The sequence below is a fragment of the Desulfobulbus oligotrophicus genome (assembly GCF_016446285.1).
In the GTDB taxonomy this organism is placed as follows: Bacteria; Desulfobacterota; Desulfobulbia; order Desulfobulbales; family Desulfobulbaceae; genus Desulfobulbus; species Desulfobulbus oligotrophicus.
The window spans coordinates 761,891-786,095 of record NZ_CP054140.1 but is presented as its reverse complement, the minus strand read 5'-3'; the positions used below and the strand labels follow the sequence as shown (position 1 = coordinate 786,095).

The 24,205-nt window shown below is 54.1% G+C and carries 19 protein-coding genes; 9 read left to right on the top strand and 10 right to left on the bottom strand.

Going from position 1 to position 24,205, the window contains the following annotated elements:
- The first annotated feature begins 625 nt into the window (after window positions 1-625).
- Genes HP555_RS03605 through HP555_RS03580 form a run of 6 tightly spaced genes read left to right on the top strand, consistent with a single transcriptional unit; the run spans window position 626 to window position 10,946 of the window.
- The gene (locus HP555_RS03605) at window positions 626-2,764 is read left to right on the top strand and encodes a type I restriction-modification system subunit M (protein ID WP_199263831.1); all 2,139 of its coding nucleotides are present in this window, start codon (window positions 626-628) and stop codon (window positions 2,762-2,764) included.
- Window positions 2,761-3,879, top strand: coding sequence for a PDDEXK nuclease domain-containing protein (locus HP555_RS03600; protein ID WP_199263830.1), 1,119 nt, complete (start codon window positions 2,761-2,763; stop codon window positions 3,877-3,879). Before HP555_RS03605 ends, HP555_RS03600 begins: the two co-directional genes overlap by 4 nt.
- On the top strand, window positions 3,876-4,892 hold the full coding sequence (locus HP555_RS03595) for a virulence RhuM family protein (RefSeq protein ID WP_233249236.1): 1,017 nt from the start codon (window positions 3,876-3,878) through the stop codon (window positions 4,890-4,892). Before HP555_RS03600 ends, HP555_RS03595 begins: the two co-directional genes overlap by 4 nt.
- The gene (locus HP555_RS03590) at window positions 4,889-6,205 is read left to right on the top strand and encodes a restriction endonuclease subunit S (RefSeq protein WP_199263829.1); all 1,317 of its coding nucleotides are present in this window, start codon (window positions 4,889-4,891) and stop codon (window positions 6,203-6,205) included. Before HP555_RS03595 ends, HP555_RS03590 begins: the two co-directional genes overlap by 4 nt.
- Complete coding sequence (locus tag HP555_RS03585) at window positions 6,202-7,914, top strand: ATP-dependent nuclease (protein WP_199263828.1); 1,713 nt, start codon at window positions 6,202-6,204, stop codon at window positions 7,912-7,914. The genes HP555_RS03590 and HP555_RS03585 overlap by 4 nt, the downstream gene beginning before the upstream one ends.
- On the top strand, window positions 7,911-10,946 hold the full coding sequence (locus HP555_RS03580) for a type I restriction endonuclease subunit R (RefSeq protein WP_199263827.1): 3,036 nt from the start codon (window positions 7,911-7,913) through the stop codon (window positions 10,944-10,946). Before HP555_RS03585 ends, HP555_RS03580 begins: the two co-directional genes overlap by 4 nt.
- A 235-nt stretch (window positions 10,947-11,181) precedes the next feature.
- On the opposite strand, the gene HP555_RS03575 is transcribed toward HP555_RS03580, so the two are convergent.
- The 3 genes from HP555_RS03575 to HP555_RS03565 are packed head-to-tail and all read right to left on the bottom strand — an operon-like array spanning window position 11,182 to window position 13,328.
- Complete coding sequence (locus tag HP555_RS03575; RefSeq protein WP_199263826.1) at window positions 11,182-11,841, bottom strand: DUF452 family protein; 660 nt, start codon at window positions 11,839-11,841, stop codon at window positions 11,182-11,184.
- A 15-nt stretch (window positions 11,842-11,856) separates the two neighbouring features.
- Complete coding sequence (locus HP555_RS03570) at window positions 11,857-13,038, bottom strand: aminotransferase class I/II-fold pyridoxal phosphate-dependent enzyme (protein WP_199263825.1); 1,182 nt, start codon at window positions 13,036-13,038, stop codon at window positions 11,857-11,859.
- Window positions 13,039-13,043: 5 nt separating this feature from the next.
- On the bottom strand, window positions 13,044-13,328 hold the full coding sequence (locus HP555_RS03565; RefSeq protein WP_269846867.1) for a thioredoxin domain-containing protein: 285 nt from the start codon (window positions 13,326-13,328) through the stop codon (window positions 13,044-13,046).
- 224 nt (window positions 13,329-13,552) lie between these two features.
- Between HP555_RS03565 and HP555_RS03560 the strand changes: the two genes are divergently transcribed.
- Complete coding sequence (locus tag HP555_RS03560) at window positions 13,553-13,975, top strand: acyl-CoA thioesterase (RefSeq protein WP_199263823.1); 423 nt, start codon at window positions 13,553-13,555, stop codon at window positions 13,973-13,975.
- Between the two features lie 44 nt (window positions 13,976-14,019).
- Here the strand turns inward: HP555_RS03560 and fumC are convergent, their stop codons facing one another.
- Window positions 14,020-15,417, bottom strand: a complete 1,398-nt coding sequence (gene fumC / locus HP555_RS03555) for a class II fumarate hydratase (RefSeq protein WP_199263822.1) — start codon at window positions 15,415-15,417, stop codon at window positions 14,020-14,022.
- A gap of 154 nt (window positions 15,418-15,571) precedes the next feature.
- Here fumC and HP555_RS03550 point away from each other — a divergent pair, with 154 nt between their 5' ends.
- Together HP555_RS03550 and HP555_RS03545 are read left to right on the top strand one after the other, a co-directional pair.
- Window positions 15,572-16,531: a cation diffusion facilitator family transporter gene (locus tag HP555_RS03550; RefSeq protein ID WP_199263821.1), complete on the top strand. Its 960-nt coding sequence runs from the start codon at window positions 15,572-15,574 to the stop codon at window positions 16,529-16,531.
- 55 nt (window positions 16,532-16,586) lie between these two features.
- Window positions 16,587-17,084: an alpha/beta hydrolase gene (locus HP555_RS03545; protein WP_199263820.1), complete on the top strand. Its 498-nt coding sequence runs from the start codon at window positions 16,587-16,589 to the stop codon at window positions 17,082-17,084.
- A gap of 128 nt (window positions 17,085-17,212) precedes the next feature.
- Here HP555_RS03545 and HP555_RS03540 read toward each other — a convergent pair whose 3' ends face one another.
- The 6 genes from HP555_RS03540 to HP555_RS03515 form a co-directional block, all read right to left on the bottom strand.
- A complete protein-coding gene (locus HP555_RS03540; RefSeq protein ID WP_199263819.1) occupies window positions 17,213-17,875 on the bottom strand; it encodes a histidine kinase dimerization/phospho-acceptor domain-containing protein in 663 nt (220 codons plus the stop codon).
- Window positions 17,876-17,887: 12 nt separating this feature from the next.
- A complete protein-coding gene (locus HP555_RS03535) occupies window positions 17,888-18,247 on the bottom strand; it encodes a response regulator (RefSeq protein WP_199263818.1) in 360 nt (119 codons plus the stop codon).
- On the bottom strand, window positions 18,228-20,018 hold the full coding sequence (locus HP555_RS03530; RefSeq protein ID WP_199263817.1) for a sensor histidine kinase: 1,791 nt from the start codon (window positions 20,016-20,018) through the stop codon (window positions 18,228-18,230). Before HP555_RS03530 ends, HP555_RS03535 begins: the two co-directional genes overlap by 20 nt.
- Window positions 20,019-20,087: 69 nt before the next feature.
- On the bottom strand, window positions 20,088-21,314 hold the full coding sequence (locus tag HP555_RS03525; RefSeq protein WP_199263816.1) for a response regulator: 1,227 nt from the start codon (window positions 21,312-21,314) through the stop codon (window positions 20,088-20,090).
- A complete protein-coding gene (locus HP555_RS03520) occupies window positions 21,292-23,466 on the bottom strand; it encodes a SulP family inorganic anion transporter (RefSeq protein WP_199263815.1) in 2,175 nt (724 codons plus the stop codon). The genes HP555_RS03525 and HP555_RS03520 overlap by 23 nt, the downstream gene beginning before the upstream one ends.
- A gap of 59 nt (window positions 23,467-23,525) precedes the next feature.
- Window positions 23,526-24,116, bottom strand: coding sequence for a TetR/AcrR family transcriptional regulator (locus HP555_RS03515; RefSeq protein WP_199263814.1), 591 nt, complete (start codon window positions 24,114-24,116; stop codon window positions 23,526-23,528).
- Window positions 24,117-24,205 lie beyond the last annotated feature (89 nt).

Sequence of the window (24,205 nt, the reverse complement as noted above, 5' to 3'; positions counted from 1 at the left end):
AGGAACGGGTGTAACAGGTCCGGGTTCAACACCCGGTGCTTCCATCATGAACAAAAGACAAACCCGTCTTTTCAGAGAATGACCCTGGAGAGATGGGTTTTCTTTTGCTGCGTACCACCGGCAGATTATGTCACTTTCAGAGTAGCGTACTGCCATCACTTTTTTTGAAAAGTCCGTCATACTCTGCTTCCCTCTTGCCTCAAAATTATTCACATTCTTATCCCTGTTATCCGGATCTCATCCGGTTTGTGCGCTGCTTTACAGTGGCATCCCTGTGGGACTGACCTGCGGCTCACGCACCGTTTGTTGATTTCCATGGCCTTTGCTTATGGACTGGTTGCAGAATATGGCAAAAGGTTTGGGAATAATCGCCAACCTTGTGCTTTCCACATGCGCTGTCACCTGCTAGATTGAGGGCATAATTGTGCGTTGAACAATTTACGTTCGCTTGGCGCCAATGCATTTTGGTGGCGCACCAGGAATTGAGGCAAACCAATATGGCAAAGGCAGCAGAAAATTTTGCAAAGACGGTTTTCTTTAAACTGGCAAGAAGGCAATTCAAGGTCTTTTGTATACGCATAGCGGAACAAGGCAAGCTGCAACTCGACAATAAGGACACCCACCCATGACTTCTGGTAATTTTCAGCAGCTGGCAAACTTCATCTGGTCTGTGGCCGACCTCCTGCGCGGACCGTACCGGCCGCCACAGTACGAACGGGTCATGCTGCCTTTGACGGTGTTGCGCCGTTTTGACGCGGTGCTGGCTCCCACCAAGGAGATGATACTCAAACGTTTTAATACCTTGAAGGATAAAAACCCGCAGCTGGTGGATGGAGTGCTCAATACACTGGCCACAGACGACAACGGCCAGCCACTTGGCTTTCACAATCACAGTCAGCTCGACTTTCCCAAGCTCAAGGGCGACCCGGACAATATCGGCCGTCATCTGACTGATTACATCAACGGTTTTTCCGAGAACATCCGCAAGATCTTCGAACGCTTTGAGTTCGAACAGGAAATTGCCAAACTCGAAGAAGCTAACCGACTCTATCAAGTGGTAGCCCAATTTGCTGAAATCGACCTGCACCCCCGCCATGTGGATAACATCACCATGGGGCTGGTGTTCGAAGACCTGATCCGGCGCTTTAATGAAGCAGCCAATGAAACGGCTGGTGATCACTTTACCCCGCGCGAGGTCATCCGTCTGATGGTCAACCTGCTGCTGGAACCTGATACCCAGGTGCTTACCCAGGCAGGCAAGATTGTCACTATCTGTGACCCGGCCTGCGGTACCGGTGGCATGCTGGCCGAAAGCCAGAACTGGATTCGCGCTCACAACGAACAGGCCACAGTCAAGGTCTACGGTCAGGACTACAACCCGCGCTCCTATGCTGTGGCCGCCTCCGACCTGCTGATCAAAGGACACCGAGACAGCCGCATTGAGTACGGCAACACCCTGGTTGACGATCAGTTCTCCGGCAAACGCTTTGACTACCTGCTGGCCAACCCTCCTTTTGGCGTGGACTGGAAGGCAGAGAAGAAAGCCATCGACCGCCTGGATGACTTTCGCGGCTACAGGGGCAAGCTGCCACGCGTCAACGACGGTGCACTGCTCTTTCTGATCCACATGATCGCCAAGTTTCAGCCATGGCAGCAGGGCAACATTGATAAACCAGGCTCACGTATTGCCATTGTTTTCAACGGCTCGCCTCTCTTCACCGGCGGTGCTGGTAGTGGTGAAAGTGAAATCCGCCGCTGGATAATAGAACACGACTGGCTGGAAGCCATTGTCGCCCTGCCCGAACAGATGTTCTACAACACGGGCATTGGCACCTTTGTCTGGGTGCTCAGCAACCGCAAGGAAAAGCACCGCAAGGGCAGGATCCAGCTGATCGATGCCCGCGAGCGCTGGACACCGATGAAACGCAGTCTGGGCAACAAGCGCCGCTGGCTGGATGAAAAGGCTATCAATAAAATCAGCCGTGAGCACGGCGCATTGACCGAATCAACGACCAGCAAAGTCTTTGATAATACCTATTTCGGCTACCGCCGCGTCAGCATCCTGCGCCCGCTACGCCTGAAGTTTCAGATCACTCAGGAGGCCAAGGATCGCTACCTGAACACCTGCCCGGAACTGCTCGACGCGGTGTTGGTCATTGAAGATGCACTGGGCAGTGAACCGCATTACGACTGGAACAGCGTCTGGAGCCAGGTGCAGAAGATTGTCAAAGACCTGTCTGACGATCTGGAAGGCTGGGCCAAGGGAGCCAAGGGTACAGCACAGAAAAAAGCCTTTCGTGATGCCTTTACTGAGGTTGACCCCGAGGCTGTGCCGGTTATCGCCAAAGTGCACAAGGAGGCCGCTCTGGATACCAAAGCGTTGTTTCCCGGCCAGGATTTGGCTCACACGAAGGCACGAAGACAGGAAGAAATTCAAGAATTGCTGGGCCTGAACCAAACGCGCAAGGGTAGGTTTGTCGAGTACGAACCCGACCAGGCGCTGAAGGACTTTGAGAATATCCCTCTGAAGGAAGATATTGTCAGCTATGTACTGCGCGAGGTGCGGCCCTATGTGCCTGACGCCTGGATCGACCGTGGGACCCTGGACGAACAGGACGGCGGCATCGGCAAGGTGGGGTATGAGATCAACTTTAACCGCGAATTTTTCCAGTACCAGCCGCCGCGACCACTGGCTGAGATCGATGCAGAGCTAGAGGCAGTGGAAAAGCGGATCATGGCGCTCTTGCGGGAGGTGACGGAGTGAAAAATGAGGCCAGCTTTGCACAGTTGGTTAACAGCATCCAGACCGCCCACCGTAAATTGGCAGCCCAGGCTGGCAGAGCTGTCAACATCAGTCTGACCCTGCGTAACTGGCTGATCGGGTATTACATTGCCGAGTACGAGTTGAACGGCAAAGACCGGGCTGAATATGGGGAGAACTTATTGGGACGGCTTTCCACAGAGCTTCAGAGTTCCGGAGTGAGTATCTGCGGGAAGCGCCAGCTATATTGGTATCTCCGATTTTACCACGTCTATCCACAAATAGTGCGGTCACTGCCCCCACAATTTCAACCAATGGATTTTAAAGATATTATGGATGCGGGAGACCGTGACTCCCGAATTGTGCGGTCAGCGACCGCACTTTCCATAATTGACCCCCAGAAACTCATCGGTTCCATGTCCTATACCCATTTTGAACAGCTCATCGCCATTGACGATGCCACCAAACGAGCCTTTTATGAGGTGGAGTGCATACGCGGCAACTGGTCTGTGCGCGAGTTGAAACGCCAGATCAACAGCCTCTACTACGAGCGTTCAGGACTTTCGCTAGAAAAGAAGAAGCTGGCCAAACAAGTGCAGCAGTATGCCGAACCACAGCCGGTCTTCAACATCCGCGATCCCTATGTTTTCGAATTTCTGGGTCTCAAATCGGCCGAGGTGATGAGTGAATCGCATCTTGAACAGCAGCTTACCGAAAAGCTACAGGAGTTTCTGCTTGAACTGGGGCACGGCTTCTGCTTTGAAGCGCGCCAGAAGCGGGTTCTCATCGGTGACGAGCATTTCTTTGTTGATCTGGTCTTTTATCACCGTATTCTCAAATGCCATGTACTGGTGGAACTGAAGCTGGAAAAATTCAGCCATGAAAACCTTGGCCAGCTCAATACCTACGTCAGTTGGTACAAGGCTAACATGATGACCGATGGTGACAACCCGCCGGTGGGCATCCTGCTTTGCACCGGCAAGAACCACGTCCTTGTTGAATATGCGCTGGCCGGCATGGACAACCAGTTGTTCGTTTCCAAATACCTGCTGGAGTTGCCGCAGAAAGAAGAGATGCAGCGGTTCATTGATGAGCAGTTACGGGAGGTAACGGAGTGAGTACACCAGACCGTGGGGAGCTGATCGTTTATCGTACTGAGGATGGACAGGTACAAATCCAACTGCAAGCTCAGGATGGCTCCGTTTGGCTCAACCAGGGCGAGATGGCCGTGCTGTTTGATACCACCAAGCAGAACATCAGCCTGCATATCAAAAATATCCTCAAAGAAGAGGAGCTGCCTGAAGCTTCAGTTGTCAAGGAATACTTGACAACTGCCGAAGACGGCAAACGCTACAAGACCAAACATTACAACCTACACATGATCCTGGCCGTGGGCTACCGGGTGCGCTCGCCGCGCGGTACCCAGTTCCGTCAGTGGGCCACCGCCCACCTGGCTGAGTACCTGGTCAAGGGCTTTGTCATGGATGGCAAGCGGCTCAAAGACCCTGGCGGTTGGGATTACTTTGACGAGCTGCTGGCCCGCATCCGCGAAATCCGCGCTTCGGAGAAACGCTTCTACCAGAAAGTGCGCGACCTCTTTGCGCTCAGCTCCGACTACCGTTCCGATGACCACGTCGCCCGGCTCTTTTTTGCTGAAACTCAGAACAAACTGCTCTTTGCTGTCACCGGGCAGACCGCCGCTGAGATCGTTGTCTCTCGCGTCGATCCGAATGTTCCCAACATGGCCCTCACCAGCTGGAGCGGTTCGCGGGTACGCAAACACGATGTAATCGTGGCCAAGAACTACCTGTCTGCTGACGAGGTGGACACCCTCAACCGGCTGGTAGTCATCTTTCTGGAACAGGCTGAATTACGGGTAAAGGAGCGTAAGCAACTTACCCTTGATTACTGGCGGCTGAATGTGGATCGCCTGTTGGACTTCAACGAAAGGGCGGTACTCACCCACACCGGCAGTGTTTCACGTGAGGCCATGGAACGTATCGTCCACGAACGCTTCAACACCTTTGATGAAAACCGCCGTATTGCCGAGGCCAGACAGGCCGATGCTGAGGACATGGCAGAGCTTGCGCGGATTGAAAAACAACTTGAACAGAAGAAGACAGAGCGATGAAGTTGAGGGAGATGCAGGGCTCACACGAAGGAATGAAGACACGAAGAATTGATTGGAAAACCATTCCGTTGCGTTATGTTTGCCAGCTTAACCCCTCTGTCGATTTCAGTGAATTTGAAGAGGACGACGAATTGACCTTTCTACCCATGGACAGGGTTAAGAACGGCTATTTTTTTCCGAATACCGATAAATTTTCCAGGTACACATCTTCTTACAATGCCTTTGAAGAAGGCGATATTGTTCTTGCCAAGGTCACGCCTTGTTTTGAAAATGGTAACATTGCTGTTGTTCAAAATCTTGAAGGTGGCAAAGGATTCGGAAGCTCGGAGCTTTTTGTCATAAGGCCTAAAAAGATCAATCGAAAATTTCTCTTCTACTACTTCCAATCCTCATCCTTCAAGCAGGAGGGTGAGGCTTCCATGACGGGTGCAGGAGGCCTCAAGCGGGTATCGCCTGATCTGCTGCGCCAACATCACTTGCCTTATCCTGATAGTGAAACCCAACGCCTGATCGCCGACTACCTCGACCGCGAAACCGCGCGCATTGATGCGCTGGTAGCGGAAAAGGAAAAGATGCTGGCCCTGCTGGAAGAAAAGCGTGCTGCCCTCATCAGCCGCGCTGTCACCCGTGGCCTCGACCCCACCGTGCCTCTCAAACCCTCGGGCCTCGACTGGCTGGAAGATATCCCGGCACATTGGGAGATCCTACCGATAAAATACGTGGCAACGGTGGGAAATGGTTCGACACCAACGGTCGACAACTCAGATTACTGGGATGACGAAGGATTCCCTTGGATGAACAGCTCCGTCGTCAACATGGAAGTCGTTACAGGAGCATCACGTGGTGTTACAGACAAAGCTTTGAAGGAATGCCACCTGCCGATAATCTCACCCCCTGCTGTTCTGGTTGGCATCACCGGCCAGGGAAAGACACGCGGTATGGCGTCTATATTGATGCGCCATGCAACAATAAATCAGCATCTCGCCTATCTAAAGCCACAGGATGGTCGACTATTGGCCGAATACCTGCGGTTTGTTCTAGTTCGGGCCTATTCTTTCCTGAGGAGTGACAGTGATGGTGCTGGAAGCACTAAGGGTGCTATTACCTGCGATCAGATTGGTAATTTCCGAATCCCGATACCCGCTATCGAAGAACAAGTACGTATTCTGCTCCTGATAAAGCAGGGGAATGAAGGGACCAAGAATGTCAAGAAAGAGCTTGAGAACTCTATAAGACTTCTACGAGAACGCCGTGCCGCCCTGATCACTGCCGCTGTGACCGGCCAGATTTCAAAAAAGGAGATGCGGATATGAAACTTACTCATGTCACCATTCACAATTTCCGTGGCATACTTGATGCGTCGATGAATTTGCATTCTTACGGCCTTTTGGTTGGCGCGAATAATGCCGGAAAGAGCACCATCATTGATGGCATCCGGGCTTTTTATGAGAAAGACGGTTTCAAATTCAAAAAAGATTGTGACTTTCCTTTTAAAGGTGCTGCTGATCAGGAGTCATGGGTTGAGCTGACCTTTGCATTGAGCGATCAGGAGCACGATTCCCTGAAAGATGAATACAAAACGGCCAATAAAGACCTGAAAGTCAGAAAATATTTCCAAACGTCAGAGAGGTTACACGATGGCAAGAATGCCACAGGATCAATTGTTGGATACAAGTCCGACGACACCTTGTCGAAGGAGCCGTTTTACGGCGCCAAGAATGTTCAGAGCGGCAAATTTGGCGATCTCATATATATCCCTGCCATTAGCAAGGTTGATGAACACACCAAGCTCAGCGGCCCGTCAGCTCTGCGCGACCTGATCACCAACATCATGTCGGATGTCGTCGAGAAGAGCGAGGCATATAAAGCGCTGACGGAAAGCGTCACCACATTTGCGGGAAGTGTTCGATCTGTAGAAACAGAGGACAATCGATCCCTTTCAAATTTCGAGAACGACTTGAACGAGCTGCTTGCGCCGTGGCAGACCAACTTCAACCTAAAGTTCACCACTCCATCCACGGCGGAGATCATCAAATCCATGCTTGGATGGGACATCCGGGACAATTACCATGAAAAGTCCCAAGGTGTTGAATATTTCGGCTCTGGATTCCAGCGGCATTTCATCTATTCTCTGATTCAGCTCGGCGCAAAGTATGTGCCTCAAAAGACTTCAAAGAAGGCCAAAGATTTCACCCCCTCGCTCAACCTTGTTCTATTCGAAGAACCGGAAGCGTTTTTGCACCCGCCGCAACAGGACGACCTTGCCAGAAGTCTAATTAAGGTGAGTGAAACTGAAGATTGGCAGATTGTTTGTTCTACTCACTCTGCACATTTTGTGAGCAGAAACGCCATTCGAATTCCGGCCATCATTAGAGCCCAGCGGATTAACGGCATCGTCTCGACGTTCCAGGTAGGCCAAGATCAGTGGGATGACATTATTGATGCAAATAAGGCTATTGAAAAAGTCGCCGACAAATATTCCAAAGTCAAAAAAAATATGCAGGCCGATGACCTCAAGCCTGAAATGGAAGCAGTCAAATATTTTCTTTGGCTGAATCCTGATCGTGCTGGGTTGTTTTTTGCTCAAAAAGTCTTGTTAGTGGAAGGTCCTAGCGAGACGGCGCTAATCAACCGATTGCTGGATGATTCGAAATTGGTGATTCCGCAGGGGACTTATGTCTTGGACTGCCTGGGGAAATACAACATCCATCGCTTCATGAGTTTGCTAAGTGCGCTTGGTGTCACTCATGCTGTTCTTCATGATGACGATGAAAACAAGAACGAACATCAGGAATTGAACCAGCTTATATCCGACTCAAAGCACGATCACTTCACCAATGCGATTGTAACGATCCAGAAGGACCTTGAAACAGCTCTGAATGTCACTCCACCAGGCTCACCACACAGGAAGCCCCAGCACCTGCTTTACTGCTACGCCGCTAATCAAATTGCGGATGACAAGTTGAAAAACTTCTGCGATCTGGTGCAATCTTGTTTCACTGTGCAGAAAGGCAAGCCATGAAACCCACCTCCGAAGCTGCTTTTGAAACCGCCATTGAGAAAGTCTTACTGGCTGATGGTTACAGCAAACTCGACTCAGGTGCTTTTGACACCGAGCGGGCCATCTTCCCTGATGAGGCCTTGGCGTTTATCCGTGCAACCCAGGACAAAACCTGGGAAAAGCTGGAGGACCTGCACGGCGTTGAAACCGGCCAGCGGGTGCTCTTGGCACTTTGCAAATGGCTGGATACCCACGGTGTTCTGACCACCCTGCGCCAGGGTTTCAAGTGCTTTGGCAGGACCCTGCGTATCGCCTTTTTTCGCCCGGCCCACGGCCTCAACCCGGAACTGGAGGCGCACTACCGTGCCAATCGCCTGGGCATCACCCGGCAACTCTATTTCAGCAGTAAAAACAAAAGATCACTGGATGTGGTACTGAGTATCAACGGTATTCCCGTGGTGACCCTGGAGTTGAAAAATCCCCTTTCCGGACAGACAGTGGCCAATGCCATTCACCAGTATCGTCATGATCGCGACCCGCGTGAGCCGATCTTCCTCTTTACCAAACGCACCCTGGTACACTTTGCCGTGGATAGCGAAGAGGCACACATGACCACCCGCCTGGCCGGGACCAGCACCCATTTTCTGCCCTTTAACAGGGGCTGGGACAGTGGTGCAGGTAACCCGCCGGATAAAGACGGCCGCAATTACAAGACCGCCTACCTCTGGGAAGAGGTGTTAAGCCGTGACAGCCTGCTGGATCTGCTGGCCCGCTTTCTCCATCTGGATATCGATGAGAAGGTCAGCGATCAGGGCAAAAAGGTGCGCAAGGAGACCATGATCTTTCCCCGCTACCACCAGTTGCAGGCCGTACGGCAGATGGTTACAGCGGCGGGCTGCGAGGGCGTGGGGCATAACTATCTGGTGGAACACTCGGCAGGCAGCGGCAAAAGCTACACCATCGGCTGGCTGGCCCACCGGCTCTCCTCCCTGCACAGCAGTGAGGACGAACGCATTTTCGACAGCGTGGTGGTGATTACCGACCGGGTGGTGCTTGACCGGCAGCTGCAGAACACCATTTATCAGTTCGATCATCGCCAGGGGGTGGTGCAGAAGATTGATGAGGATTCGCGCCAACTGGCCGAGGCCCTGGAGTCGGGCGTGCCGATCATCATCACCACCTTGCAGAAGTTTCCCTTTGTTTCCGGGCAACTGATGAAACTGGCCGAGGAGCGAGGCGAGGGCAGCAGCCATCTGCCCACAAGCAAATACGCGGTGATCATTGACGAGGCCCACAGTTCCCAGTCAGGGGAGACCGCCACCGAGCTGAAAGGTGTGCTGGGTGGTATGGAATTGATCCGCAAGGCCAGGGAGGCAGCCCAGGAAGAAGGTGAAGAAGAGCTGGAACGGCTGTTTCGGACCATGGCCAAGCGCGGCCGCCAGCCCAACATGAGTTTTTTTGCCTTTACCGCCACGCCCAAGCACAAGACGCTGGCAATCTTTGGTCGGGGCAGCGAACCATTTCATCGCTACACCATGCGCCAGGCCATTGAAGAGGGCTTTATCGAGGATGTGCTGAAAAACTATGTCAGCTATAAGACTTACTACAGACTGATTAAAAAGGCTGAGGATGACCCTAACGTTGAACGTAAAAAGGCAGCCCGGGCTTTGGCGCGTTTCATGCGTCTGCATCCGCACAATATCGGTCAAAAGACTGAAGTGATGGTCGAGCATTTCCAGCAACACACCCGCCACAAGATCGGTGGTCAGGCCAAGGCCATGGTGGTCACCGGCTCGCGGCTGGAGGCAGTGCGTTACAAACAGGAATTCGATCGCACCATCAGCGAAAAGGGCTATCCCATCAAAAGCCTGGTGGCCTTTTCCGGCACAGTGGAAGACGACAAGCTGCCGGAGAAAACCTACACCGAAGTCGAGATGAATCACGGCTTGAAGGAAAAGGAACTGCCAAGCACCTTTGCTAAACCCGACTACCAGGTGCTGCTGGTGGCGGAGAAGTACCAGACCGGCTTTGACCAGCCGCTGCTGCACACCATGTATGTGGACAAGCGATTGGCCGGGATCCAGGCGGTGCAGACCCTGTCGCGTCTGAACCGCACCCATCCGCTGAAAGACGACACCTTTGTGCTCGACTTTGTCAACGACCCGGCCGAGATTCAGGAGGCGTTTCGTCAGTATTACGACGGTTCGGTCATGGGCGAAGAAGTTGATCCGGATCGAATGTATAAGGTGCAGGCCGAGCTGGACGGGTCAGGCATCTACCTGCAAGATGAGGTGGATGAATTTTCACGTATCTTCTTTGCGCCCAAACGTCGCCAGAGCCCGACTGATCATAAGAATCTGAACGCCCTGCTTGATCAGGCTGTGGCCCGTTTTGTCCAGCTGCAAAATGATGAAGAGGAAGAGGCCGAGTTGTGGCGCGGCAAAACCCGGGCGTTTCGCACTCTCTACAGCTTTTTGAGCCAGGTCATCCCCTATCAGGACAGTGATCTGGAAAAGCTCTATACGTATCTGCGCTACCTGGTCTTGAAACTACCCAGGCGTAAGACCGGACCGGGATACCATTTTGATGAGGAAGTTGAGCTTGACTACTATCGGCTGCAGAAGATCAGCGAAGGCTCGATCAACCTGGCTGAGGGGTATGCCAGGCCGCTCGACGGACCGCGCGAGGTTGGCACTGCGGAAAATCATGAGCAGTACGTAACGCTCTCCCGCCTTATAGATATCATCAACGAACGTTTCGGCGCTGAGTTGAGTGAAGCGGATCAGCTTTTCTTCGATCAGATCGCCGAGGCCGCCAGCCGGAACGAATCCTTGCGCCAGGCAGCCGAAGTGAACTCCCTTGACAAGTTTCAACTGGTCTTTCGCCAGGTGCTGGAATCGCTGTTCATCGAGCGTATGGAACTCAACGAGGAGCTGTTTACCGACTACATGAGCAAACCGGAACTCCAGGATGTGGTCTCCAAATGGCTGGGCAGCCAGGTTTATGACCGGCTGAGTGGACCGCAAGGCAGTATTGTTCATCCGAAGACGTGATGTAAAAGAGAAACAAGATGAAATAGCAGCCACCCTGCATCATCCCCTGAATCAGGTTGCCACGATCAGCAAAACCATCAGCCTTTACACTGCACTGACTGACAGAACCTGACTTTACATCTCTATCAGGGAAACTGTATTTTGTGCCTATCCAGGCCTCTCGTTATTTTAAGTTCAAGATATCCTGCCTGCAAAATCTGTTGCAACGCGCCATAGGGTCTGTCGGACAAAGGAATCAGGGCGTGTCGAGCAGCTGGTGCCAGTCGGTCAGGTTATAAAAGGGGAAGTGCGGCCAGTTGCAAACTTCGGCACTGTCTTTACCCCAGGCACGCCGTTGATTGCGGGCTGAAAAGATACGGTCGCGACTGGTGATAATTTTTCGAGAGTACATGTTGCGGGCCGGGCCTGCATCAAGGGCAGCGTCCCGGAATGCGGCCAGTTCTTCCCGGAGTTCGTTCAGCGGTCGTTGAGGCCGGTTTTCCAGAAAGGTGGTCAGCTGTTCGTGGCTGTCAAACATGCTGCTGTAAAAATGCTCGACAGTGTCAGCGGTAAAGTGGTCGAGCATGGCGTTATAGCTCTCCGCCGGAATACCGCGCTGGTTATCGATCGGCGTGAGCGTACCGCCAATGGCGGTGCTGGTGGTGAAACGGTCCGCCTGCCCGGCCAGGAGATGGGCAGCCGCCCAGACACCCATGGACCAGGCAACGAGGTGCAGCCGGTGATAGTCGGCAAACATCTGGAGATCAATGGGTGGCAGTGTGCGGTAATCGATGACCATGCACAGGTCGTGACGGGTGGCGGGCAGAGTGTGAAACGGGGTTTGATCCATGCCCCAGCCGTTAAAAAAAAGGATGCATTCCCGGTGACAGTGCTGCTGCAGCCAGATGGTTTGCATGGGTGTATATCCGCTCTAGGTAAGTGCTGCTTTAATAAGACCGGGTAACGGTGCCAGCTGTTCCCACGCCATGGCCGCATTCAACGAGAGCCGCAAGCGAGATGTGCCTGCAGGCACTGTCGGTGGTCGCACTGCCTTGACCCAGTATCCGGCCGCACAGATACGCTCGGCTGCGGCCACTGCTGTGGCGGCATCACCGATGAGCACCGGCACGATATTACTGCTGCCATGGGTTCGTAGTCCTTCTGCTCGCAATGCCTCGCGAAGGCGATCGGCCAGCTCGGCAACCCCGGTCCGCTGGGCCTGCATCTGCGGCATCTGCTGCAGTACCGTGCACAGCCAGTGTACGGAAACAGGCGGCAGCCCGGTGGTGAAGATCTGTGACCTGGCCGTGTTGAGCAGATAGTCGATCAGAACCCGGGTACCGACCACAAAGGCACCCTGTCCGCCAAAGGCCTTGCCAAAGGTACCGGTCAGGATCTCTATCCGGTCAAGCACCCCCATCTCCTCTGCCAGCCCGCACCCGGTTGCCCCCCGGATACCAACGCCATGGGCATCGTCAACATAGAGCACCGCCTGCCAGCGGTCTTTAAGGCGAACCAGCTCAGCTAGGTCGGCTGTGTCACCATCCATACTGAAAATCGATTCCGTGACAATGAAAATCCGGCGATATTTGTCCCGATGGCGAGAGAGCAGATCCTCAATGGCGGCATAGTCAAGGTGAGGGTAACGGATGAGCCTGGCCGGTGACAACCGCATGCCGTCAATCAGGCTGGCGTGACAGAGTTTGTCGGCCAGGATGAGGTCCTGCTTGCCGGCCAGCGCCGGCAGAATACCGATGTTGAGATGATACCCGGAGTTGAAGACAAGGGCGGCCTCGGTACCGTACAGTGTGCACAACTGCTGTTCGAGCCGGGCGTAGGGTTTTGTGCTGCCGGTCATCAGTCGTGAGGCGGTACTGCCGAGCCCGTAGCATTCCAGCAGATTCTGACGGTTCTGCTCTGCATAAAAACCGGCAATCATTGCCCGGTTGGCCGCCAGACCCAGATAATCGTTGCCCGCCAGATTAAGGTAACGATGACCGGCTATCTCTATTTCACCACGGTCATGGTGGGTGACTGTAACAAGGTTGCGCAACTGCCCCTGCTGGTCAATTTTGTGGAGTTCACCGGCGAGCTGTTGATACAGATCAGCCATTGTTGTCACCCCGGTAGACGGGCGTAGAGACTTTCACTAAACCCCACCCAGATCTCATCGTTGATTCGTATGGTTGGTGCCCGCAGATTGCCGGTCCGTCCCAAGGCCTTGGCGAGCAGGTCTTCTTTACTGTCGGTTTGCGGGGCAAACACCTGAAAGTTTTTACCCCGGGCAACCAGCACCTGCCTGGCAGTGCGCAGCAGATTCCAGGCATCTTCAGCGGCAAGGGTGTTTTTTTTGGCATCCATTCTCTCTTTGATCGGCAGGTCAAGCCGTTGCAGCACATCCAGTGCCTTGGCGCTTGAGACTCAGCCTTTTCTCAGGTACGCCCACTCAATCTGCATACAATCCTCCTGTTGCATCTGTGGCACGGTTTATTCAGTTATGAGGAGCCATTATAGCCAGAGGAGAGTTTTCATCACCAGTTATTTTCCCTGACCTTGCCTGTTTCGCAAACACAAAAAATCCACTATAGAACAGCAACCCGTCTGTCAGGAAAGAAGGAGGTGTGCAGATGACACAGACACAGGCCGTTGCAGGGCCGCAGGGAGAGCTGCTGTTGCGGACGATGCCCCTGCCCGCAGATACGAGTTTCAACGGCGATATCTTTGGCGGCTGGATCATGGCGCAGATGGATTTAGCCGGCAGCATGATGGCCAAAGAGGTGACCCGCACCCGCACCGCCACCGTGGCTGTGGAAAGTATGCAGTTCATCAAACCGGTCCGGGTGGGGGATGTGGTCTGCTGTTACGGCAGGGTGCAACGCATCGGCACTACCTCGGTGACGATCATGCTTGAGGTCTGGGTTCGTCCGATCCTCCATGCCGACAAGAACCAGTTCACCAACTTTAAGGTAACCGAGGCGGCCATCACCTATGTGGCTCTTGGTGAAGACGGCCGCAAGCAACCGATCAGGAAATCGAAAGCAGACACCTGAGCATCTGTTGTCGGTACCGACATCCATGAACAGGTTCTGCCTGCTCACCGGGATGATGAGGGACCGATCATGGTTTCCGGACGGACGATGCGGTCAAATTCCTCGCCGGTGAGCAGATGAAGCGCCAGGGCAGCCTCGCGAAGCGACAGGTTTTCGGTATAGGCTTTTTTGGCAACAGCTGCCGCCTTTTCATAGCCGATGTGCGGGTTGAGCGCTGTGACCAGCATCAGGGAGCGGTGGAGATGGTGGTCGATCTGTTCCCGGACCGGAGCAATGCCGGTTGCACAGTGCTGATGAAAGGAGAGGATCGCATCGGTCAGCAGGGTAATCGATTGCAGCACATTGTAAATGATCAGCGGTTTGAAGACATTCAGCTCAAAATTACCCTGGCTGGCTCCAAAGCCGATGGCCGCATCGTTGCCAAAGACCTGACAGGCCACCATGGTGACCGCCTCGGCCTGCGTCGGGTTGACCTTGCCCGGCATGATCGAGCTCCCGGGTTCATTGGCCGGGATGGTGATTTCTCCGATACCGCAGCGCGGCCCGCTGGCCAGCCAGCGGATATCGTTGGCAATCTTCATCAGGTTGGCCGCCAGTGCCTTGATGGCACCGTGGGCGAAAACCAGCTGGTCATGTCCGGTCAGCCCATGAAAGGTATTGGTCATGGCAACAAAGGTTTTGCCGCATGTCCGACTGAGTGTTGCTGCAACCGCCTCCCCGAAACCCGCAGGCGCATTCAGCCCGGTGCCGACCGCTGTACCGCCGACAGCAAGTTCCCGCAGGTGTTCCAGGCTTTTTTGCAGCTGCCTGACGTTACTGGCCAGCATGGCTGCCCAGCCGCTTACCTCTTGACCAAGGGTCAGGGGGGTGGCGTCCTGCAGGTGGGTCCGTCCGATTTTGATGATGTCGGCAAAGGCCTCGGCTTTATCGGTCAGGGTGTGCTGCAACACCTCCACCGCCGGTAACAGCCGGTCTTCGAGTGCGAACACCGCCGCTACGTGCATGGCGGCCGGAAAAATGTCGTTGGAGCTTTGCGACATGTTCACGTGGTCGTTGGGATGGACCGGCCGGGGATGCTGGAGGTGGCCCTGTTTGAGCAGGCTTGCCCGGTTGGCGATCACCTCGTTGACATTCATATTGGTCTGGGTACCGCTTCCTGTCTGCCAGACAGAAAGCGGAAAGTCCTGGTCATGCTGACCGGCGAGGATCTCATCGCAGACCTGGAAGATCAGATCCCGGATTGCTGACGGCAACCGACCCAGATTGTGGTTGACCTCGGCACAGGCCCGTTTCAGACGGACTAATCCGTAGATCAGGGCCAGGGGCATGCGTTCCTCACCGATGCGAAAGTTGTGGCGGCTGCGTTCGGTCTGGGCCCCCCAAAGTCGCTCAGATGGAACCTCGATCTCTCCCATGGTGTCGTGTTCGATACGATATGGCATTGATTTTTCTCCAGTATCTTTTTATCGTTGGGCAACGGATCCGCCGGCAAAAACGGTTGCTTCAAATCCGTTATTCGGTATAACCAGCTGAAGAAGCAGATACTTTGCCCGGTTGCAGCCGGTGCGTCAAGATGACTTTTAGCAGGATTTTTAGATGAATCCAGACCTGAACAGTGGTTGTGACGAGCAACGCAGACAAAACAGCATGCTGGCTGTTCAGGTCGGGTTGGCCGCCAATATTCTCCTCGCCGTTCTGAAGGCCGTTATCGGCGTTGTTGCGCAGAGCCCGGCTTTACTGGCAGACGGTATCAACTCCACCTCAGACGTGGCCTATGGTATTGTTGTGAGTATCTTTGTCCGGCTGTCCGGTAAACCGGCGGACCATGAGCATCCTTATGGCCATGAGCAGTTTGAAAGTGTGGCAACAGTGGTTGTCGGTGCCTTTGTCATCACCACTGCCATTGCCATCTTCTGGCATTCGCTCAATACGGTGTACGAGTTGCTGACCGTCCGCCCGGATTCGGCAGGGGCCTCGATTTCAGCACTGTGGGTGGCGCTTTTTGCCGTTTTTTTGAAATGCGGTCTCAGTGTCTGGACCTACGGTGTCAGCCGGCAAACAGGGAATACCGCGGTCCATGCCCTGGCGCAAGACCATCGCAACGATATCTTTGCCTCGGCTGCCGCAGCAAGCGGCATCTTTTTCGGTCGACTCGGCTACCCCTGGATCGATCCTCTGGCCGGTGCAGTGGTGAGTCTTATTATTCTGATGACCGGGATCGAGATCCTGCGTTCGGCAACAGCTGATCTCATGGACACCCTGCCCGGCAAAGAACTGGCCGAAACAATGCGGATGTCCCTGCAGCAGGTCAGCGGTATCAAGGTCATTGAAGAGATCCATGCCCATCGCTTCGGGCCCTACCTGGTTGTGAATATCACCATCGGCATAGATGGTACACAGACTGTTGTTCAGGGGCACCGTATTGCCACAGAAGTGGAAGAAACGCTCCTGACCGATATTGAAAATCTGCGCCGGGTATATGTGCATTACCACCCGGTTGAGGATTGCCGGCAAGCGGCATCGTTCAAGGTGCCGCCCCGACCGATCCGACAGTGATTAACCCAAGATGTGTTGCTTTTGCAGCTCATCCGGTCCATACACAAGAGGCATCATGTCAGTCACGACCAACAACGCATCCGTCACGCCCATCTTTCTCCATGGGAGGGAATCCTCTATCAAAGGAACCAAGGCCCGCTGGTTCACAGCGCATTTTCCCATGGTCCGGATGTGGAACTTTGACGGTGACCTGAACCAGCGACTCCATCAGCTGGAGCACCACACCCGGGACATGCAGGATCGTCTCATCCTTGTGGGGTCGAGCTTCGGCGGTCTGATGGCAGCCTGTTTTGCAAGGATGCACGCCCAGCGGTGTAAACGCCTTGTCCTGCTGGCACCGGCGCTCAACTTCGATGAGTATCAGCCGCCGGAGCAATTGCTGGAGGTGCCGACGCTCCTGGTGATCGGCAGGCACGATACAGTCTGTCCGCCGGACCTGGTGCTGCCTGCGGCAAGAAAGACCTTCAGCCGGCTGACAGAGTGCTGCGTGGATGACGACCATATGCTGCATCAGACCTTTCCGAAACTTGACTGGGGGCAGCTGCTGACGTAGAAATGTTTTTTAAACAGAGTGGTTACGGCAATACATTCTTGCTTCCTGCCAGGTGCCGGTGGACACAATGCGCAGCTTCCCGTACAAGCCGGACACCTGACCCCCAGAGAACAAAAGTGTTCGGCGTATTACCGCATCACTTGCGATCTTTTGGGGATGCGCAGCAGCAGGGTGTCTGTCTCAAGATGGACAGTCGCCCCCAGGGTCATAAGGAGAGGCTGTCCCTCCTGCTCAACAGCCGCCACAATCGTCGTTGCCGGCACCTTGTCGCAGCGTAAGCTGACCATCACCGCTTCTCCTGCGTCCGAGGCTGCAAACACAACACCGGAAGGCCCGTCCGGTACCACTGCCAAGACCTGTTGCAGATACAGCCACAGCAGATTTCCCAGTTGGAACAGTCGCACTTCAAGCTGCAGGGGGGGGCCGCCCTGTACGGTCAGGCTGACACTTTTCATGGCCGCCAGACGGGCAGCCAGGGCAAGGGTAAACTCCAGCACCTCATAGATATCAGTACCTGTCGGGCCTTCATGGGCACTGTGGGCAAAACGGTTGAGCCGACGGATAATATCATCGGCGCGTCGTACCTGCTGCCGGATCCTTTCCGCCTGCACCTTCAATCTTTCCGGCTCCAGGGGGCGGCCTTTCTCCGCCAGCAGAGCAAGGTCGCCCAGCAGACCGGCATTTTCATTGATAATGGCCAGGGCATTTTTCAGTTCATGGGAAATGGACGCTGTCATGACACCGAAAAAGTGGAGTCCCCGGCTGTCGGCAGTGGCTGACTGGTCATACATGGCAATTTTTCCTCATGGTTGGGTGAGCTCGTTGATCTTGGCCATTAAGACCTCGATCTGCACCGGTTTGATCAGGTAGTACTCCGGCCCGCTTTCCGCTGAGCAGGCCTCGAAATCCTCTTCCGAGCCGTGGCCGGTAAGAAAGATAAACTTCATCTCCGGTCGACGGGCGGCAATCAGCCGTTTGAGTTCAAGCCCATTCATCTGCGGCAGGCGGACATCCAGGAGCGCCAGATCAAAATGCTCCCGTTCGACCGCTGCCAGTGCCTCTTGATAATTCGTCACCCAGGTGGCGTCAATGCCTCGCATCGTCAGCCGTTCCGCCAGGGTGGACACCAGTTCTTCCTCGTCGTCAACCAGCAATAGGCGCATTGTGCTCTCCTTGTTGTTTTGGGTACTCGACCGGCAAAGTAATGGTGAAGCTTGTTCCCGTATCAATGGTACTTTCGATATCAATCGTTCCACCTATCTCTCTGACCAGACCATAGGTGATGGACAGACCCAGCCCTGTCCCGCCGCTGCCGCTTTTTGTGGTGAAAAAGGGCTCAAATATTTTCTTGATGTTTTCCGGTGGAATGCCGCACCCGGTATCACTGACCTTGGTGACAATGTGCGACCCGTCATCACTGAGCCGACACAGGATCTCAAGTCGGCCGCCCTCCTTCATGGCGGCAAAGGCGTTGTTCACCAGGTTGATGAATATCTGTTGCAACTTGCCGCGGTCACTGAAAAACTCAGGGACATCTTCGGATATCGCCACCTTGATCTCAATGTTGCGGTAGCCTGCCTCCTTATTCTGAAAGGCAAGCACGTCCGCCACCACCTGTCTGATATCAACCTTCTGAAGGGTGACCTGGATGTTGCGGGCAAAGTTGAGTAGCTGCCGGGTGATGGTCGCGCACCGGTCAACCGCCGCAATGATGGCCTCGACCAGGCCGATAAGACGGTGATCGTTGGCATATTCCTGACGAAACGTGAACAGATCTTTGATCAGCCCGGCCTTTTCATTGATAATGGCCAGCGGATTGTTGATCTCATGGGCAACACCGGCCGACAGCCTGCCGATGGATGCCATCTTGTTGGCATATTCCACCTGGTGGAGCGAGGCCAGCCGTTTTTGATCAGCCCGGTAGATACTGTTGACCAGGTAGGTGCAGATGCTGAACACCACGGCCAGGATGGCCAGGACCGAACCGGCAAGGAAGATGAGCAGCTTTGTTCGTGCAGCCTCCCAGCCGGCCATGAGGGTGCTCTTCTGCTTGATGACCATGAGGATGAAAGGAGTGCCGGTGATGTAGGCGTACCCGGTGACAATGGCGCGTCCCAGGTGATCTTTACCCTCAAAGACCTCGGTACGGTCGGAGGGCGGCGGGACCGGCAAGGGGAATCGGGTCATGATTTCGCCATAATACCGGGAAGGTGTTTGTATCACTCCTTTATGGTTGATGAGGAAGGCATCACCGTCACCGCGAACCTCCAGATGCGTGAGGATGTTGTTGAGCGGGGCGATCTGCAGACCGGCGCGGAGGATGTAATGCTGACCCTCAGGATTGTTGTGCAGAACCGAGACCACCAGATGCGGCGCCTTTCTGAACCCCAGAAAGATATCACTGATATCCGAACGCATGCCAATGGTATCGTGATAACTTTCCTGATCTTTGTAGTTCAGCTTGCTGTACCACTCCTGCCGGCTGTAATCGATGCCCCTGAGGTTGTCCGGGCCGGCATAGTTCACCTGGATACCGGTATGATCAATAAGACCAAGGTCATGCCACTCGCCCAGACCGCTTTTCAGATGATTGAGCAGATCTCCCAGGCGGGTCTGGCTGTTTAACTGTTCAAAGCTGGTATCAAGGATCAGAAAGTTCAGCGCAATGATCCGTTCATGCAGATACGCGGTCAGGGTCCGCCGGGCATTGGAGACCAGGCGGCTGGTGCGCAGCAGTAATTCCGACTCCACGGCATCCGTGCTGACCCGATAGTTTACAAAGGCCAGGGTGAACAGCGGCAGCAGGACCACAGCCAGGGTGATGGCAATGGACTGCTTCCACAGGAGCCGAAAGTTAAACAGTGATTTGTACATGCCGGAGCTCTGATCATGATGATCGAGAAACTTTGGCTTAAAACGATCCAGAAGCGGCATGGCGACTCTCCGGGCTAAGGTGTGTACGGAGCAGGCACGTCCTCGGCATGACCACGATGGGGCCTGTGCTCAGCTCAGCTCTCCCTGTTGACGGCGCATGATCTTTTCATTGGCCTGTTTCATCGTTTCACTGAGGATGTCGATATCGACCGGTTTCTGGAGATAGGCAAACGCACCCAGTTGCATACAGGTTTCACGGTCGGTTTCATTGCCGTGCCCGGTGAGGATGATCACCTCAATTTCCGGCTGGGTCGCCTTGACCTGTTTCAGTACCTCTATGCCGTCAATGCCGGGCATCTTCAGGTCGAGAATCATGACTTCAGGTTCGTCTTCACGAACCATCTCAAGCGCCGACTCACCGTCATAGGCAATGGCTGAGCCCAGATCGCGAAGCAGCAGCCGTTCAGAAAGGGTCTGGACAAATTCGCGTTCATCGTCCACAAGAAGCACCCGGGAAGGGGCCTGGAAATCGAGTTTGCGATAGATATCAGCCTGATGAAAGTCTTTACCGACTTCGGTGGTGACGGTTTTCACGCCTTCGATATTTTCGACAATCTCTTTCAATTCCTGCTCAAGCCGACTGAGCATGAGCACATTCTTTTCAATGGTCAGCGTCACCGCACCACTTTGAACAGCAACGCTGACGTCGTGTCCTTCCCGGGTCAGTGCAACCTGGACAGTGGCTAGGAGACGGAAGTCGTCCAGTGCGGCCAGCGATGCCGCGGTCGGCACAAGCACATCGGTGTTGAGATTACGGATGATCAGATGCACGCTTTCTTCCGCACCGATCTTGTCGGTGGGAATGACGATATCGTACAGTGCTGAATCCCAGGGATCGGCATTGCCCAGCAGCTGCTGGGTCCAGGCACTCTTATCTTCATCGTTTTTATGGATAACTTTAAGGACATCCTTTTCCGGGGAAGAGAGACGCCCGGCCTGCTGCAACCGATACGACATGTCCGCCACCAGACAGAGACGCAGAACATGGGTCACAGGTGGTGGAATAAAGTGGGCACAGAAACCGTGGACCACCAGGTTGCCCTGGGAGAGGATGTCGGCCACCGCCAGGCGCAGATAGGCGATGGACCGTTCTTTTTCATGGGTGAAGGGGTTGAAGAGCGACGTCTTGGCCGTGAAAGCCCGGCTGATCCGATCCGCAGAAAGGCCTGACAACGTACAGGCCTGATCCACAATCTCGGCATCTTCCACCAGCCGATACCCGGTCTTTTTCACCAGCTGCGGTACGATCAGCTCTTCATTACAGTACAACGCATTAAATACAGTTATCACAGACATGGGAACTCTCTCCTAAGGGGTGAATGATCTCGGGTTGAGGATGGTTGCCCAGGGGGCAGCGTGCTATCTCCTCTCTGGTATGGACGTTCGGATGGATGACGAGCAGGGCCTCTTCCATGGTCGGGTGGATATGGTCGGCACCGATTTTGTTGAACAGATGCGTGCGGATCAACACCTTCATGACAGTGTCGTTGATGCCGCTGAACGAGACATCAATGCCGGCACTGCGGAGTCTTCCGACGAGCAAGGATAATGTCTCTTCACCGGAGGCGTCAATGTCATTGATGCCGTTGGCAACGATTAAGATGTGACGCAGGGTGGTCTTACAGAGCATCAGGTCCGAGATCTTGTCTTCAAGATAACTTGCGTTGGCAAAAAACAAAGGCCCTTCAAACCGGATAATCGACAGATACTTGCACTCTTCAAGGCCCCTGGTTACGGCACAGACCAGTACCCGGCTGCGGTCGCGGGTCAGCGAGGTGATAACCGGGCGCATATTTTTATAGAGAAAGACCAGAAGGCAGAGCACGACTCCGAGCATAATGCCTTTATCAAGGTGCGGCGCAAACCAGAGCGTGCAAAGAAATGAGAGGATAGAGATCAGGCCGTCGTACCACTGCGCTCTCCAGGCATGCAGAAAGCCCGAAATATTGATGAGGCCGATGACCGCCATCATGATAATGGCCGCCAGCACTGACTGTGGCAGGTGGTAGAGCAGGGGGGTGAAGAATAACAGCGCAATAACCACGGTGAGGCTGGTGAAGACACTCGAAAAACCAGTGACTGCACCGGCCTGGAGGTTGACTGCTGAACGGGAGAATGAACCGGAAGCAGGGTAGCTTTTGGCAATGGCGCCGACAATGTTGGCCAGTCCCTGTCCGATCAGCTCCTGGTTGGGGTCGATACGTTGACCGGTTTTACTGGCAATGGCCTTGGCAATGGAGATGGCCTCCATGAAACCCAGGAGGGAAATAATGGCGGCATAGGGAAAGAGGTGCAGCAGCACACTGAAATCAAGCTTTGGCACACTTAAGGCGGGCAAGCCCCCGGGTACCGTGCCGATCACCTCACCGCCACCGGTCAGAGGTATCTTCTCAAGAGCGATGGGTTTGTTGCCAACACGAATGCGCCAGGTGCGACCGTCGGTTACGGCCCCGGCAGGTACCTGGTCGTCCTGATAGTACAGCACTGTGTCATCCGGTTGACGGACAGCTTTAAACAGCAGCAGCCGGATCTCTTCCCGGTACAGATGCGCCTTGTCTTTGAGTTCTTCAATCTTGGACTGGATGACCCGGTCGTCATGTTCCGCATCAAGCCGGGCAATGGCATCGTTGCCTTTTTTTGCCTCCTCCAGAATCCTGCTGGTCTTGGTCCGCTCTTCCGCCAGAGGCGCAATGCCTTCCACGGCCTCGTTAAAGGAGAGTATTTTTTCCAGCGCAACCGGTGACTGCAGTGCAGTGCTGCTGCTGCCGGCATTGTGTTCAAAGCCGATCAACCAGGAGAGGAGCGTTGTGACAACCACCGCCACCAGCACGTTTGGCACCTTTGGAGCGATACGCTTCAGAACAACCATGATGACCAGCGCCAGCAGACCGATCAGCAACGTGGGCCAGTGGGTATAGTGGAGAGCCGATTGGACGACCTTGATGATCGTTTCATAATGATGTTCTGCACTGTCCACATTGACGCCGAACATCTTTGACACCTGTGAGGTGGCAATGATGATGGCGGCGGCATTGGTAAAACCGTTCACCACCGGGTGGGAGAGGAAGTTGACCACCAGTCCCAGCCGGAGAATCCCCAGGCTTAGTTGAAACAGGCCGACCAGCAGGGACAGGAGAATGGCATAGGCGATGAAGCTTTCACTGCCGGCAGTGGCCAGAGGTTCGAGTGAAGCTGCGGTCATCAGCGAAACCACCGCCACCGGCCCGGTGGAAAGTTGTCGGCTCGATCCGAAGAGGGCGGCGATCATCGGTGGCAGGAAGGCGGCATAGAGACCGTAATAGGCCGGCATCCCGGCCAGCTGGGCATAGGCCATGGACTGAGGAATCAGGACCAGGGCAACGGTCAGTCCGGCAACCGCGTCTGCCTTCAAAAAAGGCAAATTGTAGCCGGAGAACCAGTCAAGGAAAGGAAAAATTCGCTTTATCATACTGTTCGTTTCACCTCGGATCGTTCTATAGGTCTATGAGTGACGGTATTTTTACCACATCAACAGTGTTCACTTTTCAGCATCCGACGACAGGATTCGGTCAGTTCACTGTACAGCGCTTCGACATCATAGAGGTTGTTCATGCGAAATCGAACCATGCTGTCCACCATGCCGAAAACGATCAGGGCTGACTTACGGGCGACAATGGCAGGGTGAATGGACCCATCGGCTTGTCCGGCAACAATGGCGGACTCGAAGATGTCGACAAAGCAGTTGTAGATGGCCTCAAGAATGTCGCGGCACTCGGCATTGCTGACTGCCAGCTCGTAGGGATGTCGCTGGTGAAGAATGGCAAACAGATCTTCCCGGTTTTTCGCCATGTACAGATAGAAAGAGATCGTTTCCATAACCATGTCCAGCCCGGTTTTTTCTGATTCCACCTTTCGATACTGTTCAAATTCCGGCAGGATCGTCTCTTTGAGATCCTCAAGGATCGCCAGGAAAATTCCCTGTTTATTTTTGAAATGATAGAAGATCGTTCCCTCTGCGGTACCGGTCATCTTCGACAGTTCGTGCATGGCAGTATCGCTGTATCCTTTGCGGGCAAAGAGATAGGTTGCCGCCTGGAGAATCAGTTCTTTTTTTTTCATGTCTTTTTTTTGCATGGACAACGGCACGGTATGTAAATTGGATTTCGACTGAGTACTCAGTCAGTTTTAAATCGATTATTAAATACATT

Bases quoted from the DNA above. Each gene is read 5' to 3' on its own strand.
- HP555_RS03605 (WP_199263831.1), top strand. From the start codon at position 626: ATGACTTCTGGTAATTTTCAGCAGCTGGCAAACTTCATCTGGTCTGTG.
- HP555_RS03590 (WP_199263829.1), top strand. From the start codon at position 4,889: ATGAAGTTGAGGGAGATGCAGGGCTCACACGAAGGAATGAAGACACGA.
- HP555_RS03585 (WP_199263828.1), top strand. From the start codon at position 6,202: ATGAAACTTACTCATGTCACCATTCACAATTTCCGTGGCATACTTGAT.
- HP555_RS03580 (WP_199263827.1), top strand. From the start codon at position 7,911: ATGAAACCCACCTCCGAAGCTGCTTTTGAAACCGCCATTGAGAAAGTC.
- HP555_RS03575 (WP_199263826.1), bottom strand. From the start codon at position 11,841: ATGCAAACCATCTGGCTGCAGCAGCACTGTCACCGGGAATGCATCCTT.
- HP555_RS03570 (WP_199263825.1), bottom strand. From the start codon at position 13,038: ATGGCTGATCTGTATCAACAGCTCGCCGGTGAACTCCACAAAATTGAC.
- HP555_RS03560 (WP_199263823.1), top strand. From the start codon at position 13,553: ATGACACAGACACAGGCCGTTGCAGGGCCGCAGGGAGAGCTGCTGTTG.
- fumC (WP_199263822.1), bottom strand. From the start codon at position 15,417: ATGCCATATCGTATCGAACACGACACCATGGGAGAGATCGAGGTTCCA.
- HP555_RS03550 (WP_199263821.1), top strand. From the start codon at position 15,572: ATGAATCCAGACCTGAACAGTGGTTGTGACGAGCAACGCAGACAAAAC.
- HP555_RS03545 (WP_199263820.1), top strand. From the start codon at position 16,587: ATGTCAGTCACGACCAACAACGCATCCGTCACGCCCATCTTTCTCCAT.
- HP555_RS03540 (WP_199263819.1), bottom strand. From the start codon at position 17,875: ATGTATGACCAGTCAGCCACTGCCGACAGCCGGGGACTCCACTTTTTC.
- HP555_RS03535 (WP_199263818.1), bottom strand. From the start codon at position 18,247: ATGCGCCTATTGCTGGTTGACGACGAGGAAGAACTGGTGTCCACCCTG.
- HP555_RS03530 (WP_199263817.1), bottom strand. From the start codon at position 20,018: ATGCCGCTTCTGGATCGTTTTAAGCCAAAGTTTCTCGATCATCATGAT.
- HP555_RS03525 (WP_199263816.1), bottom strand. From the start codon at position 21,314: ATGTCTGTGATAACTGTATTTAATGCGTTGTACTGTAATGAAGAGCTG.
- HP555_RS03520 (WP_199263815.1), bottom strand. From the start codon at position 23,466: ATGATAAAGCGAATTTTTCCTTTCCTTGACTGGTTCTCCGGCTACAAT.
- HP555_RS03515 (WP_199263814.1), bottom strand. From the start codon at position 24,116: ATGAAAAAAAAAGAACTGATTCTCCAGGCGGCAACCTATCTCTTTGCC.